This window comes from Vibrio sp. 10N.239.312.D08 (assembly GCF_041466145.1).
Classification (GTDB): domain Bacteria; phylum Pseudomonadota; class Gammaproteobacteria; order Enterobacterales; family Vibrionaceae; genus Vibrio; species Vibrio crassostreae_C.
Window position 1 is genome coordinate 15,589 of record NZ_JBFSSD010000006.1, and the last position, 16,765, is coordinate 32,353.

Here is a 16,765-nt window from a genome sequence, read left to right on the forward strand (position 1 = left end):
TTAGGTATCTCTCTATGTTGCTCTCTTCAATTATTCATCACACACGAGGTGATTTTGTTCGCAGGCTTATTGCGATTGCACTGCCCATCACCTTGCAGAGCATTATGTTTTCAAGCCGAGGCTTGGTGGATGTATTGATGTTGGGCCAACTTGGCGAAGCAGACATCGCAGCTGTGGGGGTGGCGAGCCGAGCGATGTTCGTGACGACCATTATGTTAGTTGGTGTTACCACGGGTGGCGCGTTGTTGACGGCACAATACTGGGGAGCGGGGGACAAACAAGGCGTGAGAGAAAGTACCGCTCTGACCTGGTTGGTTTCGACGTTGTTTGCCTTACTGACTATTGTTTTCTTTGTCTCTTTCCCAGCGCAAATCATGGGTGTGACGACAGACTCTCAAGAAGTCATTAACTTGGGTATGGAATACATCGTTATCACTTCATTTAGCATGCTAGCGGTATCGTGTGTCAGCAGTATGGCTGTTGGCTTGAGAGCGATGCATAAACCAGGGCTCAGTACTTTCTTTAGTGGTATTGGCATCCTTTCTAATGTGTTCTTAAACTGGGTACTGATCTTTGGTAATTGGGGCTTTCCTGCTCTTGGAATAAAAGGCGCAGCGATTGCGACGGTAATGAGTGGGGCTATTGAAGTAGCGACCTTGTTTGGTTACCTCTATTTCTCTAAACATTTATTAGCCTTTAAATTCTGTGATATCAAAGCGGCAGCGACCGTTGAAAAAGTGATTCGCTTTTTGAAGTTATCGTTGCCGACGACGTTTAATTTCTTAGCTTGGGCTGGTGGTCTTTTTGCTTATCACGCAATCATGGGGCAATCAGGTGTACAAGGTTTGGCGGCACTGTCAGTAATGACGCCGGTTGAGTCTATCTCGTTGAGTCTATTGATTGGCATGTCGAATGCAGCTTCTGTTTTGGTCGGGAATCAACTTGGCGCAAAGAATAATGAAGCGGTTTACTATCAAGCTCTCGGCCTAACCATTTTGTGTTTCTTGACCAGTATTGTTGTGGCGGTCTTCCTTTATTTTGTGCAAGTACCAATACTTAATGCGTTCAGCGCGTTGACTGAAGAAACCAGAGCACTCTCAGAGAAGTTTATTCTGATCCTCTGTGTGGGTATTGTCATTCGCTCGGTGCCATTGACTGTGATCGTTGGTGTGTTGAGAGCGGGTGGTGATGTGAATTTCTGCCTCTATCAAGATTTGATTGCTCAGTGGGTGATCGGTATCCCATTGGCAGCCATCGCGGCTATCTATTTTAAGTTTCCACCTGAGTGGGTATATCTGCTTTTCCTAACGGAAGAAGTCCTCAAGTGGGGCGGGTCGCTCTATCGCATGAAAACAAGAAAATGGATTAAAAACTTGATAGGAAGTTGAAGTAGGGCGCACCAATCGCATCACTTTATCGTTGGCGTGTGATCTATCTTTCAAAATACTTCCTCCTAACAGGGAATTAGTGTAGATTCTCCTTCCAAATTCTAACTAATGCGAGCTGTTTAATGTTAAAGCTGTCAGACCTATGTAAAGGCTATGTCGATGGGGGGGAGTTTCACCCTGTTTTGCAAGGTGCTGAATTAACATTAAACCAAGGTGACCAGCTGGCATTAATGGGAGAAAGCGGTTCAGGTAAAAGTACTTTACTGAATCTTATCGCGGGCTTAGACCTAGCGGACTCAGGTGAAATCGCTTTTCCTCACTTCAATATGCACGACTCAACCGAGCGTGACCGCACCGCTTATCGCAGAAACAACATTGGCCATATTTTTCAGCAATTCAACTTACTGCCAACGTTAAATATTGCCGATAACATCCGTTTTTGCCGCCAGTTAAAAGGCTTACCTGAAGACAAAGGTCTCTGGAGACAGATTCTCTCTGCTTTAGATCTTATGCCTTTACTTGGCCGTTACCCTGAAGAAGCGTCTGGTGGCCAACAACAACGTGCGGCCATTGCGCGTGCGCTGTATATGGAACCAAAAATATTGCTGGCCGATGAGCCGACCGGTAGTTTAGATGAGCGTAATGCAGAAGCGGTAATGCGTTTGCTGACCTCTTTGGCTCGTCAATTAGAATGTACGTTGCTGTTGGTAACACACAGTGAAAAAGTAGCTCTGCATATGGATGGTAGGATCCGTCTGCAAGGAGGGCAACTGCATGTTATGGCCCGTAGTTAAGGCACTACTCGGTCACTATCGACGTTACCCACTGCAGATTATTTTGGTATGGCTTGGTTTAACCCTCGGCGTATCACTTTTGGTTGGTGTTACTGCTATCAACCAACACGCCAAGCAAAGCTATGCGCATGGCGAAAAACTCTTTTCGAATCCTCTTCCTTACCGTATTCGACCAAAACACAACGCCAATAAAATCCCGCAAGGCTTTTATATCCAACTTCGCCGTGAAGGTTTTCAACAGTGTTCTCCTCTTGATCACCATCGTATCACTGATGAAAATGGCGCAAACTTCATGGTTGTCGGTATAGATCCTGTTTCTATGCTTCAGCTACAACCTGGTATAGCGTTAAAAGATCTCACCGCTTTGAATCTCATGAAGCCACCATATCCAATCCTTGTCAGTGATGATCTTGCTGAACACATGGAATGGCACAACGGCGATTACATCCCTTTGATGGATGGTTCTGAACTTGGTCCTGTGGTTGTTGATCAAAATAATATGATTAATGGTACAAGGTTGATTGCGGATATCTCCTTGCTCCGAATGCTTAAACGCAGTGCTGGGCTTTCAGTGATTGCTTGTTCAGACATGCCCACTGAGAAGTTTGAACGTCTTAAAAATATGTTACCTAATGGTTTGACGATCTCTCGTAGCTCTAAGGCAGAGCTTGAGTCGCTGACCAGTGCGTTCCACTTAAACCTAAAAGCGATGGGTATGCTGTCGTTTGTGGTTGGTTTATTTATTTTCTATCAAGCGATGTCGTTGTCATTTATTCAGCGCCAACCGTTAGTCGGAATCTTAAGACAAACAGGTGTATCGGGCTGGCAATTGGCTAAAGCGCTTTGCTTAGAATTGTTGATATTGGTCGTACTGAGCTGGATCTGCGGTAATGTATTCGGTGTCATGTTAGCCAACCAATTGTTACCAGCGGTATCTTCAAGCTTAGGCGACTTATACGACGCCAACGTTGGCTTAACGATCGACTGGAATTGGCGATGGAGCGGCTACAGCTTATTGATGGCGTTACTTGGTGCGTTTTTAGCGTGCGCTTGGCCATTGGTGCGCTTGCTTAGATCACAACCGATTCGTTTGACCTCTCGCTTATCTTTGATGCGCTTTGCGGGTACGGAGTTTACTTGGCAAGCATTGATTGGCTGTGGTTTCTTGGTTGCTGCTGTCGCCGTGTATCAAGCCCCTCAGACTCAAGAGACGGGTTTTGCGATTATCGCGCTAATGCTGATCAGTGTGGCGCTATTTACCCCGTTTTTGATGTGGAAGTTATTTAACAGCCTCTCTTATTCGTTGCGCTGGGTTCGTGCTCGCTGGTTCTTTGCTGATGCAGCTTCCAGTATGAGCTACCGTGGCGTGGCGACGATGGCGTTTATGTTAGCCTTAACAGCCAATATTGGTGTAGAAACCATGGTCGGTAGCTTTAGAGATACCACTGATAAATGGCTAACACAGCGTTTGGCTGCCGATCTGTATATCTACCCAACCAACAATGCCGCTGCTCGTATGAGTAATTGGTTATCTGACCAACCTGAAGTGGATTCGGTTTGGTGGCGTTGGGAGAAAGATGTGGCGTCTCCAGTCGGTAGTATTCAGGTGGTCAGTACGGGGCCTTCTGAAGGTGAGCTAGAAGCGCTGACGATCAAATTAGGTATTCCGAATTACTGGTATCACTTACATCACTCTAAAGGCGTGTTGATCAGTGAATCGATGTCTCTCAAGCTGGGGATTCGCCCTGGCGACTACATTGACCTCTATGATAGTCTCGGCTCTGGTTGGCAGGTTGTCGGTGTTTATTACGATTATGGTAACCCTTACCATCAAGTCATGATGTCGCATCGAAACTGGCTGTATGGGTTTGCAGGGCGGGGTAATGTCGGCCTTGGGGTAATACTCAAAGACGATGTGAATTCATTAGGGCTTCGCAGCCGATTAGAAAGCGTATTCAGGCTTGGCTCCGAGCGCGTTTTCGATAACAACAATATTCACAGTCAAGCAATGCGGGTGTTCGATAGGACGTTCGCGATTGCAGATACATTAGGTAACATCACCTTGGTTATCGCCGTCTTCGGTATTTTCTTTGCGACGGTTGCGGGAGAAGTGTCTCGCCAAAGGCATATTTCCTTGCAGCGCTGTTTGGGTGTCTCGGCGAAAGAGCTGATCCTGACAGGTAGTTTGCAGTTGTTTGTGTTTGGGCTTATTTCCTCCTTAATTGCGATTCCGCTCGGATTGGCGTTAGCGAGCCTAATTGTTGATATCGTGATAAAGCAGTCTTTTGGGTGGTCACTCGAGTTACAAGTGATTCCTTGGGACTATTTGCAGACATTTGCATGGGCCATGGCAGCATTGATGCTAGCTGGTGCTTTACCAGTGATGAGAATGATTCGGAACACTCCGATGAAGTCACTGAGGGATGCGCTTTAGTATGTTTTTACGGAATACTTCAACTAAGTTAAGACAACGAATTCTGTCTTCTCTGCTATTAATCAGTTTCTTCGGCATCTTTTTAAGTGTTTGGGGTTATTACTCCTATTTCATCGATCCTGGTGAAAAGGGCGTGAATGAAGTTAACTCAATATTGGTTAATGAACACTTCAATGTGTTCGAACCTGTTTTGCCAGACCGTAATGTTTCGCTACCACAAGATTTTAAGTTCCACCCAGAGTTTCAGCACGAGTGGTGGCATTACTTTGCATCTTTGAAAGGTGATGATGGTAAAGACTATTCGGTCCAGTGGAGCTTTTTCCGTATCGCAACGGATGAACGTGAAACACCAGGGTGGCAAAGCCCTCAAGTCTATATCTCAAATGTAGTGGTCTCTTCTAAGTCCAAAGTATGGAAAGAACAGCGCATGGCTCGTGGCGGTATTGGCCAAGCGGGAATGACTAATCGTCCATTCAGACTTTGGATTGATAACTGGAACTGGCGTGCACTCGGCAACACCCCATTCCCCGGGCGCCTTCAAGTGCAAACTGATACGTTTGGACTAGAACTCGACACCATTGCAAAAGGGCCCTATGTGCTCAACGGCGATAACGGTTATCAGAAAAAGCACGACTTATTACCTGTCGCGTCTTATAACTTCAGCGCTCCATTTTTATCGTTGAGCGGTGTGTTGAACCTAGACGGCGTTACCAAGGAAGTGGAAGGAACTGCGTGGGTACATAAAGAGTGGGGCAGTGGCTTACTTGGAGTGGGCCAACAAGGTTGGGATTGGTTTGTATTTAACCTCGATGACGGCACAGCGCTGAGCATTAACCGCTATCGTCATAACCAACAGTTGCCTTACATATTCGGGACATTAGCAACGCGCTCAGGCAAAGTTTACCAATTAACGGAATCCGACATTTCCATTCAACCATTGCAAAATACAACGTTGATGAATGGAAGACGGATGCCTTTGCAGTGGATCATTAACGTCCCTAAGCATGATATCAACCTCACAACGCGTATTATACGCAGGGATATGTGGCTTCCATTTGTCATACCATATTGGGAAGGGCCGATTAAGGCGAGCGGGAGCCATGAAGCGACAGGCTTTATGCAGTTAACTGGCTACTAAAAAACACCTAAGGCTATAATTTGATAGCCTTTTTTTATGCCTGCGCCTTTTAGCGTCCCCCAATGAATTGTGCATACAGGTTCGATGATCTCATCTATACTTAATTCATGGTGCATAACAACATTATGGAATATACGACGTATTGTTTAGTATTTGTAGGAAAAACCGAAGTTAAACATCCGAAGAAGTGATTATCTATCGATTACGCTTGGATATAAACTCATGGTTATTCTTTGTTATTCGTTTATTTAAATAATAAATATAAGGGCGAAATCATGACCGACGTCATCCGTGACTTCTTTAAAATGGAATCTGCTGGCGGCATCATACTAGTCATCGCTGCGGCGATCGCAATGTTTGTAGCAAACTCACCACTGAACGAAATGTACCAAGGCGTATTGCATAGTTACGTTCTTGGTATGTCTGTGTCTCACTGGATTAACGATGGCTTAATGGCTGTCTTCTTCCTTCTAATCGGCTTAGAAGTTAAGCGCGAACTTTTAGAAGGCGCATTAAAGTCTAAAGAGACAGCAATCTTCCCAGCTATCGCAGCCGTTGGCGGTATGTTAGCTCCTGCACTTATTTACGTGCTATTTAACTCAAGTAACCCTGAAGCGCTTCAAGGTTGGGCTATCCCAGCAGCGACTGATATCGCATTCGCATTGGGTATCATGGCTCTTCTTGGTAACCGTGTACCGGTAAGCTTGAAGGTATTCCTGCTAGCACTGGCAATTATCGATGACCTAGGTGTTGTTGTTATCATTGCTCTGTTCTACTCAGGCGACCTATCAACACTTGCACTTACAGTTGGCTTCATCGCGACTGGTGTGTTGTTCATGCTAAACAACAAGCATGTAACTAAGCTGAGTGTGTATCTCATTGTTGGTGCAATTCTGTGGTTTGCAGTATTGAAGTCTGGTGTTCATGCAACGCTGGCTGGTGTAGTGATTGGTTTTGCTATCCCACTGAAAGGCAATAAAGGTGAACATTCTCCGCTGAAGCATCTAGAACATGCTCTGCACCCATACGTCGCTTTTGCAATCTTACCAGTCTTTGCTTTTGCAAACGCAGGTATTTCATTGGAAGGTATCTCAATCTCAAGCCTAACAGGTATGCTACCGCTTGGTATCGCTATGGGTCTATTGATTGGTAAGCCTCTTGGTATCTTTGCATTCAGCTGGGGTGCGGTGAAATTGGGTGTTGCTAAGCTCCCTGAAGGTGTGAACTTTATGAACATCTTCGCAGTATCTGTCCTGTGTGGTATTGGTTTTACAATGTCTATCTTTATTTCATCACTAGCATTTGGCCCAACGAATGTAGAGTTTGACACACTAGCTCGACTAGGCATCCTGATGGGATCTACAACAGCTGCAATTCTAGGTTACTTCCTGCTAAGCGTTTCTTTACCGAAAACAGCAAAGCAACAAGAAGTAAAACTATAATCAGCGGTAGGCTCGTTTAACGGCGAGCCTATTCACTGATTAACAAGCTAACTTCTGAGTAGCAAGACGAGTCACAGAATCATCCTCCCCGATTCATGTGACAGCAAAGAACAAAAAAGCCGTGATAGGGTTTCCTATCTCGGCTTTATTGATCCTAACTGCTAGTATTTTTAGTTTGGTTAGTTATTGATGATCTAAAACTCCTAGATTCAACTCATTATTTTGATCGGCATGAATTGCGGATCGTTTTGGATGACCAGAGTGACAGTGTCATGTTATTTTTCTAGCGTGGTAAATATGGTCCACTCCTCGACGATCTGCTCATTCAGCCCGACAACCGTTGCTGTTACTCGACGGTTCAGTGCATGAGAAGTAGCATCGTTGCCATCGCTCTCTAAGCGGTTTTCACCGTAACCGACAACTCTTACTCGGCTCGGGTCTATACCATTCGACAATAATTCATCTTCAACGTGGTGAGCGCGCTTCTTTGATAACTCTAAGTTGTATTCACTCGCGCCGACTTTACTGGCGTAACCTTGAATTTCTATCGATGCACTTTGGTAGGTTTCTAAGAACTCAGCCATGGTAGTGATTTGATCTGAGAAGATAGGGTTAACTTCATAAGAGTCATTGGCGAAAAGGATGTTCAGCTGTCTGATTTCTTCTGAGCGTATAGTCTCGCCACAACCTTCATTATCAACTAATGACGCTCTAGGTGTACTTGGGCAGGTATCTCGTGCATTGACCACCCCATCATTATCATCGTCTTGCAGGTCTGAAATTTGCTCCGCTTCTGGCGTTTCTATATAGGGCTCTTCATTTTGGCTAGAGCATGCACATAGCGTTATCGTTAATGCGGAAAGCAATAAGTAAGGTATTTTCATCATTAATACTCCACGGCCGTTGTCCACTCGTCTGGAATGTCGACCAGTAGAGCGTTCAATAGAGAGCCTGTCGCGTTCATTACACGGTATTTAGCGTACTGTTCAGAGTAATGCGCATCTAAGTAATCTTTACGGGCTTCAAACAATTCGTTTTCAGTGTTAAGCAGGTCAAGGAGTGTACGTTTGCCGATTCGATATTGTTTCTCATAAGCGATAACGGTTTCTGACGCCGAATCCACGTGATCAGACAAGAAGTTCTTTTGTTGCAACGTCAGATCCAATGCACTCCAAGATAGGCGAAGGCCTTCTTCCACTTGTCGATAAGCACGATCTCTTAGATCCTTCGCTTTATTAAGTTGGTAAGCTGCAGCTTCTGAATTAGCACTATCGGTACCACCGTTGTAGAGGTTGTATCGCATTCTTAACATTGCCAACGTCTCTTGGCTCGAACCTTCATCGCCTCCCGCATCATCGCGCCATGATTGAGATGCCTCGATAGAGAAAGTAGGGTAGTTAACCCCTTTTGATTGTTTGTACTGGAAGTGCGCCGAATCGACATCTGCAGTTGCGACTTTGATTACCGGGTGTTGGTCCAGAGCATTAACAAGGGCGTCTGACAATGACAGAGGAATCATAGAAATATCGGCTCTTGGGTAGACCAAGCCAAGCGGTTCTTGACCCACTATTCTTCTAAATTGAGTGTGGGTATCAATTAGGTTGTTCTGTGCGGCTAATAAATTGCCGTGCGCTTTTGCAATCCTAGCTTCTACTTGAGATACATCTGCGGTTGAGCCTATGCCTGAGGCTGCTCGTTTTTTGATGTCTTTATAGATTTTCTTGTGGATAGCAAGGTTACTTTCCGAAAGGGCTAAAACTTCAGTTGCTTTGACTGCATCCAGGTAGATCTGTGTGACCTCTAGCGCTTTGTCTTCGGCATCCGCGAGTAATTGTAAGCGAACCGATTCCGCTTCTGCGGCAGTACGGTCAATATCATTGAGAGTCGATGAACCATCCCACAGCAACTGAGTGAGGGAAATCGTCGCTTCCTTTCTTGTGAGATCGGTATCGGGGCCGTTATTTGGTGCAGGGTTTATGCCTTCGTAACCAATACCAGCATCCAGGTCGATACTAGGTCTATAAGCACCACCTGCGGCGTCATTTCGTTTCCGTACACTCACAAACTCATTAAAGATACTCTTTATCTCAGGGTTTGTAGCCAAGGTAATGGCTACGGCCTGTTCTAAAGTTTGAGCAGAGAGTGGAGCTGCAATAACTAAGCAACACATAATAGGTAATTTCAACAGTCTCAAAGTAGGTCTCCTTCTACTTTTAAAAGCTCCCGCCGCTTCCCAACAAGCGTTTAACTACTTAATTGAAAAGGGTATTAAACGAAGCTTAGGACATCTGCAAGAAATTGCTAAGTTTGTTGGCTTTATTTCGAATGTAAGTCTCTATCCTTATTGATTAATTTACCAATAGTAGCAAGTGGCAAGCTTCGAATGGATGCACCGTAAATAGAGGAAACGTAGTATTAGGTTTGGACTCAGATAGGTAAACGTTGGCTAGTAGGTTGTTTGAAATACGAGTTCCAGTGATAACAATGTGCCAAGCATGGTAGTTCGACTCTTAGGAAGAAATGACAGCATATAAAGAGGCGGTCGCGCTGTTCAGGTTGTAGTTAGTAGCTGTGAAGAGGGGTAAGTAAGGCTCACTCTCGTCCCAAACAACAAACAAAAAAAAAGCCCAAACCAACGTGGTTTGGGCGGATACAAGTATAGGAGTTAATAAGGAAAATGCAGTAATTAAGAAAGCAGTGAGAAGAACAAGTTTGACGGCCTGTTAAACTTCTAAATACGCTGTTTTCTACCTAATTTAGGACTCTCCATTTCCATTTCAGTTCCAAGAAAATTCATTATTTTTTTCTTTTTTTATAAACACACAGCGATTCAATCGGTTAGTGCTGAGTTTTATTAACTGGTACGACCAATTTGTGAAAATGTGATGTTGCTTGCTTGTTAAATAAATGTACAAAGCGTATATTTCAAACAGTTGTTTAATACGAGTGATTGAAATGGCACCAAGAAGTACAACCAAAGACAAAATCTTAGATGTGGCTGAAGGCTTATTTGCTGAGCACGGTTTTAATGACACCTCTTTACGTACGATTACGAGTAAAGCGAATGTCAACTTAGCTTCAGTGAACTATCACTTTGGCGATAAGAAGACTCTGGTTCGTGCGGTACTCAATCGTTACTTAGAAGCATTTATGCCAGCACTGCAAGATGCATTAGTGAACTTAAACTTGAACGAAACGTATTCTATGAGTGACGTGTTTGAGTCGTTGAGACAGCCACTAAGAGCACTTAATGATGTTAGGCCAAATGGTACAAGCCGATTCATGTTACTTATCGGCAGAGGCTATACGGATGTGCAAGGACACTTGCGTTGGTTCATTACTACTCGCTACAGCGAAGTACTTTCTTTGTTTACGACATCTGTAATGAAGGCGAATCCGAACCTCACTCAAGAACAGTTGTTTTGGCGATTACACTTCACCCTAGGGACTTGTGTATTCACCATGGCATCAAGTCAGGCTCTGGTAGAAATTGCAGAGAATGACTATGACAGAAAGATAGATGCTAAGGCAGTGGTCGATATTCTTATTCCATATTTAGCCGCAGGCATGTCAGCAGAAGAATAAAACAATAAAAAGCGAAACATTCACAACCAATATAGTGAACAAAAGGATCTGAACTATGAGCTCTCTAAGACAAAAATGGGTAAGTGACCCAGCTTTTAAACTCTTTAAAAAAGTACTACCACCACTATCTAGCACCGAGAAAGAAGCGATGGAAGCGGGTAGCGTGTGGTGGGACGGAGAGCTGTTTTCTGGTAAACCAGATTTCACTAAGCTGCATCAATACCCAAAACCTCAGCTGACAGCAGAAGAGCAATCGTTCATGGATAATGAGCTTGAAACCTTGCTCGCTATGCTTGATGACCACCAAATTGTAAAAGAAGATCGAGACCTTCCTGAAGAGGTGTGGAACTTCTTACGCAAAGAGCGTTTCTTTTCGCTAATTATTGCGAAAGAGTATGGCGGTCGTGAATTCTCAGCACACGCTAACTCAACTATCGTAACTAAGATTGCGACTCGCAGTATCAGTACTGCGGTTTCAGTAATGGTTCCAAACTCTCTTGGTCCTGGTGAGCTGCTGTCTCACTACGGCACTCAAGACCAAAAAGACTACTGGCTACCTCGTCTTGCTGACGGTACAGATATCCCATGTTTCGCACTAACAGGCCCAGAAGCGGGTTCTGATGCGGGTGGTATCCCTGATGTCGGTACTGTGTGCATGGGCATGCACGAAGGTAAAGAGACGCTAGGTATCAAGCTTAACTGGAACAAACGCTACATTACACTAGCACCAGTGGCGACGGTACTTGGTCTGGCTTTCAAACTGCACGATCCAGAAAAGCTACTGGGTGACAAAGAAGACATTGGCATCACTTGTGCGCTAATCCCGGCTGACCACGAAGGTGTTGTGATTGGTGAGCGTCATGACCCACTTGGTCTTGCGTTTATGAATGGTCCAACACGCGGTCACGATGTGTTTATTCCTATGGAATGGTTAATCGGTGGTGCCGATTACGCAGGTAAAGGCTGGCGTATGCTGGTGGAATGTCTGTCTGCAGGTCGCGGTATCTCATTACCCGCACTTGGCACGGCGATGGGCCACCTAACGGCGAAAACGACCGGCGCATACGCTTATGTTCGTAAGCAGTTCGGTATGTCGATTGGTAAGTTTGAAGGAGTTGCAGAGAGTTTAGGTCGTATTGGTGGCTTAACGTATCTACTAGAAGCGACTCGTACACTAACAACTACTTCACTCGATATGAAAGAGAAGCCGGGTATCGTTACGGCTATCGCGAAATATCACATGACAGAAATGGCGCGTACTATCCTGAATGATTCAATGGATATCCACTCTGGTCGTGCAATTCAAGATGGTCCAATGAACTACTTAGCTGCGCCTTACCTAGGTATTCCAGTTGCTATCACAGTAGAAGGTGCGAACATCTTAACTCGCAACCTGATGATCTTCGGTCAAGGTGCGACACGTTGTCACCCATACGTGCTAAGCGAAATGGAAGCGGCAGCAAACCCAGATGAGAAGCAAGGTGCGAAGGATTTCGATAATTTGTTGTTTAAGCATATCTCTCACGCAACTAAGAACACGTTTGGTGCGTTCGGTGCGGCATTGACAGGCTCTAAGTTCATTAAAGCGGATATGAGCGGTCCAACGAAGCCTTACTACCAAGACTTAACTCGCTTGAGCCGTGCGCTTGCAGTGAGTGCGGATTTCGCAATGCTTACACTAGGTGGCGAACTGAAACGTAAAGAGCTTATCTCTGCACGTCTAGGTGATGGTCTAAGTTACCTATACATGGCGTCTGCAGCGCTTAAGAAGTATGAAGATGAAGGTCGTCAACAAGCTGACCTAGACTACGTACACTACGCGGTTCAACACTGTTTCCATAACGCGGCTAAATCGCTACAAGAAGCGTACAGAAACTTCCCGAACAAGATGGTAGGTAAAGTACTTAAAGGTCTAGTTTTCCCTGTCGGTAACCACTTTGAAAAACCAAGTGATAATCTAACGGTACAACTGGCAGAAAGCTTGATGACTCCGGGTGCACACCGTGAACGTCTAACTCACCTTTGCTACATAGGCAAAGAAGAAGAGGATAGTGTTGGCCTAATGGAGAATGCGTTCAACGCGATGTACAGCATCAAGCCTCTCGAACGTAAGATCTTCAAAGCAGTGAAAGAGGGCAAAGTGGCTCGTAAAGGTCTATTGCAAGATAAACTTGCTCAAGCACTGGCGGCAGATGTTCTTACTCAAGACGAAGTTGACCAAATCATTGCAGCAGACAAACTTCGCTACGCAGCGATTCAAGTTGACCACTTCAGTCATGATTACAGTGAAACTTTGACGCGAAAAGAGTTAAAACCTAAGCTAAATAGCGTTGCTTAGATAAAGAAATGACAAAAGGCACCTTATTAGGTGCCTTTTTTTGTTTTTGTCGTAGAAGTTGCAATAGAGGCGTTAACAAATGGTGACTTAGTCAGCAAATATTCACTGAGTGCTCCAACCACTTGCATTTTCGCCACATTTTTACAGAAATTAGATGCCATTTGCGTACGAAACTTTTATCCTTAACCTGATTTTTTAAGGAAGTTGAATATGATCATCAAACCTCGAATTCGCGGATTCATCTGTACTACAACACATCCAGTCGGTTGTGAAGCTAATGTAAAAGAACAAATTGCTTACACAAAAGCTCAAGGCCCAATCGCAAACGCACCTAAACGTGTACTAGTTGTTGGCTCTTCAAGTGGCTACGGCTTGTCTTCACGTATTGCGGCTGCATTTGGTGGCGGCGCTTCAACTATCGGTGTTTTCTTTGAGAAAGCCGGTACTGAGAAAAAGCCGGGCACAGCTGGTTTCTACAACTCAGCAGCGTTCGACAAGCTAGCTAAAGAAGAAGGCCTGTATTCAAAAAGCCTGAACGGCGATGCTTTCTCTAACGAAGCGAAACAGAAAACAATTGACCTGATCAAAGAAGATCTAGGTCAAATCGATATGGTTGTATACTCACTGGCGTCTCCAGTGCGTAAAATGCCAGAGACTGGCGAAGTAATTCGTTCATCTCTAAAGCCTATCGGTGAAACGTACACGTCAACTGCGGTTGATACGAACAAAGACACAATCATCGAAGCAAGCGTAGAGCCTGCAACTGAAGAAGAGATCAAAGACACTGTTACTGTAATGGGCGGTGAAGATTGGGAACTTTGGATCAATGCTCTTTCTGAAGCTGGTGTTCTAGCGGACGGTTGTAAGACGGTTGCTTACAGCTACATCGGTACTGAACTAACGTGGCCAATCTACTGGGATGGCGCACTAGGTAAAGCTAAGATGGATCTAGACCGTGCAGCGACAGCGCTGAACGAGAAGCTAGGCCAAATTGGCGGTACTGCAAACGTTGCTGTTCTTAAGTCTGTAGTGACTCAAGCAAGTTCTGCAATCCCTGTAATGCCTCTTTACATCGCTATGGTGTTCAAGAAGATGCGTGAAGAAGGTATTCACGAAGGTTGTATGGAACAGATCTTCCGTATGTTCAGCCAACGTCTATACAAAGAAGACGGCAGCGCGCCAGAAGTGGATGAAGTGAACCGTCTACGTCTAGATGACCTTGAGCTTCGCGAAGACATTCAAGATCACTGTCGTAACCTATGGCCTCAAATCACAACTGAGAACCTAAAAGAACTGACTGACTACGTAGAGTACAAAGAAGAGTTCTTGAAGCTATTTGGTTTCGGTGTTGAAGGTGTTGATTACGAAGCTGACGTTAACCCAGCTGTTGAATTTGATGTAGCTGACATCTAATTCAAGTTATCGAATCTAAACGAAATAGGCGCTCATTGAGCGCCTATTTTTTTGTCTGCTATTTGGTTCAAGAGATTAAGAGCAGATATGGGATTCGAGTGGCGGGATGCGAAGAGATTTAAGAGCGGATACGGCTACCGCGATTCGAAGGGGGACAAGAGTAGAAATAAGGGATGAAGAGAGTTAAGAGCAGGAGTGGGGAAGAAGGCTTGAACCGCTTAAAACAGGTTATAAAAAATGCACTAACCCAAAGTGAATTCGTGCATTCGAAATATCTAAGCTTGGCTGCTTTTAATGCAGCAGATGCTAGCTAATTATGATGATGAAAGTACCTGCTAAGGTCATCAATATATTGGCTATCGCATAAGTACCCGCATAACCCAGAGCCGGAATCGTTGAGCGAGCGTGGTCATTTACGATGTCCATCGCTGGAGCGCAAGTTCGCGCGCCAATGATTGCACCGAACAACAAAGCTCGGTTCATCTTCAATACGTAAGCGCCAACCAAGTAAGCGAAGAATACTGGCAGCACACTCACTACTAGGGCAATACCTATTACCTGTGGGCCAACTTGGGTTAAGTGCTCAAATATCTTACCACCGGCGCTCAAGCCGATACCGACCATAAAGAACATCAAACCGAGGTCTTTGACCATGTTCAGAGCACCTTGAGGCACATAACCGAAAGTAGGGTGGTTCGCTCGTAGGAAACCAAGCATGATGCCCGATAGAAGCAGGCCAACCGCGTTACCTAGCCCAAACGATACCTGACCGAATGTCATGGTGATTAAACCAAACAAAATACCCAAAATGAAGAAGCTACAGAAGGCCATCAAATCCGCCATTTGGCTGTGGATTGAGATGAAACCAATTTTCTCAGCTAGGCCGTGCACTCGACTCTTTTCACCACTCACCTGTAGGACGTCACCTTTAGAAAGCACGATGTTTAAGTCCATCGGCATTTCAATCTGAGCACGTACTACGCGGCTAAGGAAACAGCCGTATTCAGACAGGTTTAAGTCTGATAGGCGCTTACCTGCGATACTGTCACTCTTAACGACGATCTCTTCTTCCACGATACGCAGATCGAGAAGGTTACGGTCGAAAACTTCTTTACCGTTACGGAAGCTTGGGTCTAGACGAGCGTGGCTATCTGGGAAACCAACCAATGCGATCTCATCGCCTTCTTGCAGAATTGCATCACCATCTGGATGGGCAAGAATACCATTACGTCGAATACGCTCGATGTAACAGCCTGTTTGGCGATAGATGCCCAGTTCACGCAGATTCTTACCGTCAGTCCAAGAGATGAGCTCTGGTCCCACTCGATAAGCACGAATAATGGGCAAGTAAACCTTACGCTGACCTGAAGCGCCTAACCCACGTTCTTGGGCGATTTGCTCTGCCGAGTCGTGTAGGTTCACTTTTTGAAGTTTTGGAATCAAGCGAGCAAACATAATCATACTGATTAAGCCAACCAAGTAAGCCATCGCGTAACCGACTGAAAGGTTTTCGATAATCAGGCTCAAGTCCATGTTTCTTGGTAATTCTGCAAGCCCAGAATTCAGAGCATCTTGAGCACCTACCAATATCGGCGTTGCTGTTAAGGCACCTGCCATCATGCCTGCAGATAAACCAAAGCCTAGGCCAAGGTAATGACTACTGAAATAGGTTAGGGCAATTGCGGTAGAAAGTACCACAAGGCTCAGAATGAGGTAGTGCTTACCGTCTCTGAAGAAGATACCGAAGAAGTTTGGTCCAGCTTCAATGCCAACACAGTAGATGAACAGCATGAAACCAATGGTGAGCGCATCTGCGTTAAAAGAAAAGCCAAGATGTCCCATGATAAGGGAAGTAATCAAAACACCGATTGAATTACCAAGTTGTAGGCTACCGAAACGAATTTTACCAATGGCTAATCCAATCGATAAAACAACAAAGATGAGGAGAATGGGGTTTTGTTCTAACAGAAAAACAACGTCGATATTCACGGTGGTCGCTCAATAATTGGCGTGGAACACAGGGTAAGTTTGAGAGGTGAATTGTATCTAAATATAAATAAATTATAAGCAATATTTTGTTAATTTACTTGATTTTGACCTTATTCTTATTCCGTATGAAAACTGGTCATAAAAAAGCCCGCTACAGTGAGCGGGCTTTCTATAAATCGTACAGTCTAACGCCTAAATGGGTCAGCTGTTTAAGGCTTTAGCCCTGATTCTCGTTTGAGAAATC

General features: G+C 44.8%; 11 protein-coding genes. 8 read left to right on the top strand and 3 right to left on the bottom strand.

All coding sequences use genetic code 11. The annotated features are described in order from the left end of the window. Positions 1-14: 14 nt before the first annotated feature. The 5 genes from AB6D58_RS04880 (at position 15) to nhaA (ending at position 7,196) form a co-directional block, all read left to right on the top strand. Positions 15-1,388 (top strand): MATE family efflux transporter, encoded by a 1,374-nt coding sequence (locus AB6D58_RS04880; protein ID WP_372156590.1) that lies wholly within the window; start codon positions 15-17, stop codon positions 1,386-1,388. A gap of 122 nt (positions 1,389-1,510) precedes the next feature. Continuing rightward, positions 1,511-2,182 carry an ABC transporter ATP-binding protein gene (locus tag AB6D58_RS04885; RefSeq protein ID WP_017060385.1) on the top strand — a complete coding sequence of 224 codons (672 nt, stop codon included), beginning with the start codon at positions 1,511-1,513 and terminating at the stop codon, positions 2,180-2,182. Next, positions 2,163-4,616, top strand: a complete 2,454-nt coding sequence (locus AB6D58_RS04890) for an ABC transporter permease (RefSeq protein ID WP_061039221.1) — start codon at positions 2,163-2,165, stop codon at positions 4,614-4,616. Before AB6D58_RS04885 ends, AB6D58_RS04890 begins: the two co-directional genes overlap by 20 nt. Then, the gene (locus AB6D58_RS04895) at positions 4,606-5,754 is read left to right on the top strand and encodes a lipocalin-like domain-containing protein (RefSeq protein ID WP_017068753.1); all 1,149 of its coding nucleotides are present in this window, start codon (positions 4,606-4,608) and stop codon (positions 5,752-5,754) included. Before AB6D58_RS04890 ends, AB6D58_RS04895 begins: the two co-directional genes overlap by 11 nt. Positions 5,755-6,029: 275 nt before the next feature. Beyond that, positions 6,030-7,196, top strand: a complete 1,167-nt coding sequence (gene nhaA / locus AB6D58_RS04900) for a Na+/H+ antiporter NhaA (protein WP_010441484.1) — start codon at positions 6,030-6,032, stop codon at positions 7,194-7,196. A gap of 275 nt (positions 7,197-7,471) precedes the next feature. On the opposite strand, the gene AB6D58_RS04905 is transcribed toward nhaA, so the two are convergent. Together AB6D58_RS04905 and AB6D58_RS04910 are read right to left on the bottom strand one after the other, a co-directional pair. After that, positions 7,472-8,083, bottom strand: a complete 612-nt coding sequence (locus tag AB6D58_RS04905) for an OmpA family protein (protein ID WP_010441482.1) — start codon at positions 8,081-8,083, stop codon at positions 7,472-7,474. Beyond that, positions 8,083-9,390: a TolC family outer membrane protein gene (locus tag AB6D58_RS04910; RefSeq protein ID WP_372156592.1), complete on the bottom strand. Its 1,308-nt coding sequence runs from the start codon at positions 9,388-9,390 to the stop codon at positions 8,083-8,085. Before AB6D58_RS04910 ends, AB6D58_RS04905 begins: the two co-directional genes overlap by 1 nt. Before the next feature lie 761 nt (positions 9,391-10,151). On the opposite strand from AB6D58_RS04910, the gene AB6D58_RS04915 reads away from it, so the two are divergent. The 3 genes from AB6D58_RS04915 to fabV all read left to right on the top strand — a co-directional run bounded on the left by AB6D58_RS04915 (position 10,152) and on the right by fabV (position 14,532). Further along, positions 10,152-10,781: a TetR/AcrR family transcriptional regulator gene (locus AB6D58_RS04915; RefSeq protein WP_017065403.1), complete on the top strand. Its 630-nt coding sequence runs from the start codon at positions 10,152-10,154 to the stop codon at positions 10,779-10,781. A 55-nt stretch (positions 10,782-10,836) separates the two neighbouring features. After that, on the top strand, positions 10,837-13,119 hold the full coding sequence (locus tag AB6D58_RS04920; protein ID WP_017071963.1) for an acyl-CoA dehydrogenase: 2,283 nt from the start codon (positions 10,837-10,839) through the stop codon (positions 13,117-13,119). Positions 13,120-13,329: 210 nt separating this feature from the next. Beyond that, on the top strand, positions 13,330-14,532 hold the full coding sequence (gene fabV, locus AB6D58_RS04925; RefSeq protein ID WP_372156594.1) for an enoyl-ACP reductase FabV: 1,203 nt from the start codon (positions 13,330-13,332) through the stop codon (positions 14,530-14,532). A gap of 306 nt (positions 14,533-14,838) precedes the next feature. On the opposite strand, the gene AB6D58_RS04930 is transcribed toward fabV, so the two are convergent. Beyond that, on the bottom strand, positions 14,839-16,521 hold the full coding sequence (locus tag AB6D58_RS04930) for an aspartate:alanine antiporter (RefSeq protein WP_065584163.1): 1,683 nt from the start codon (positions 16,519-16,521) through the stop codon (positions 14,839-14,841). Positions 16,522-16,765 lie beyond the last annotated feature (244 nt).

Bases quoted from the DNA above. Each gene is read 5' to 3' on its own strand.
- AB6D58_RS04885 (WP_017060385.1), top strand. From the start codon at position 1,511: ATGTTAAAGCTGTCAGACCTATGTAAAGGCTATGTCGATGGGGGGGAG.
- fabV (WP_372156594.1), top strand. From the start codon at position 13,330: ATGATCATCAAACCTCGAATTCGCGGATTCATCTGTACTACAACACAT.
- AB6D58_RS04920 (WP_017071963.1), top strand. From the start codon at position 10,837: ATGAGCTCTCTAAGACAAAAATGGGTAAGTGACCCAGCTTTTAAACTC.
- AB6D58_RS04880 (WP_372156590.1), top strand. From the start codon at position 15: ATGTTGCTCTCTTCAATTATTCATCACACACGAGGTGATTTTGTTCGC.
- AB6D58_RS04895 (WP_017068753.1), top strand. From the start codon at position 4,606: ATGCGCTTTAGTATGTTTTTACGGAATACTTCAACTAAGTTAAGACAA.
- AB6D58_RS04905 (WP_010441482.1), bottom strand. From the start codon at position 8,083: ATGATGAAAATACCTTACTTATTGCTTTCCGCATTAACGATAACGCTA.
- nhaA (WP_010441484.1), top strand. From the start codon at position 6,030: ATGACCGACGTCATCCGTGACTTCTTTAAAATGGAATCTGCTGGCGGC.
- AB6D58_RS04890 (WP_061039221.1), top strand. From the start codon at position 2,163: ATGTTATGGCCCGTAGTTAAGGCACTACTCGGTCACTATCGACGTTAC.
- AB6D58_RS04915 (WP_017065403.1), top strand. From the start codon at position 10,152: ATGGCACCAAGAAGTACAACCAAAGACAAAATCTTAGATGTGGCTGAA.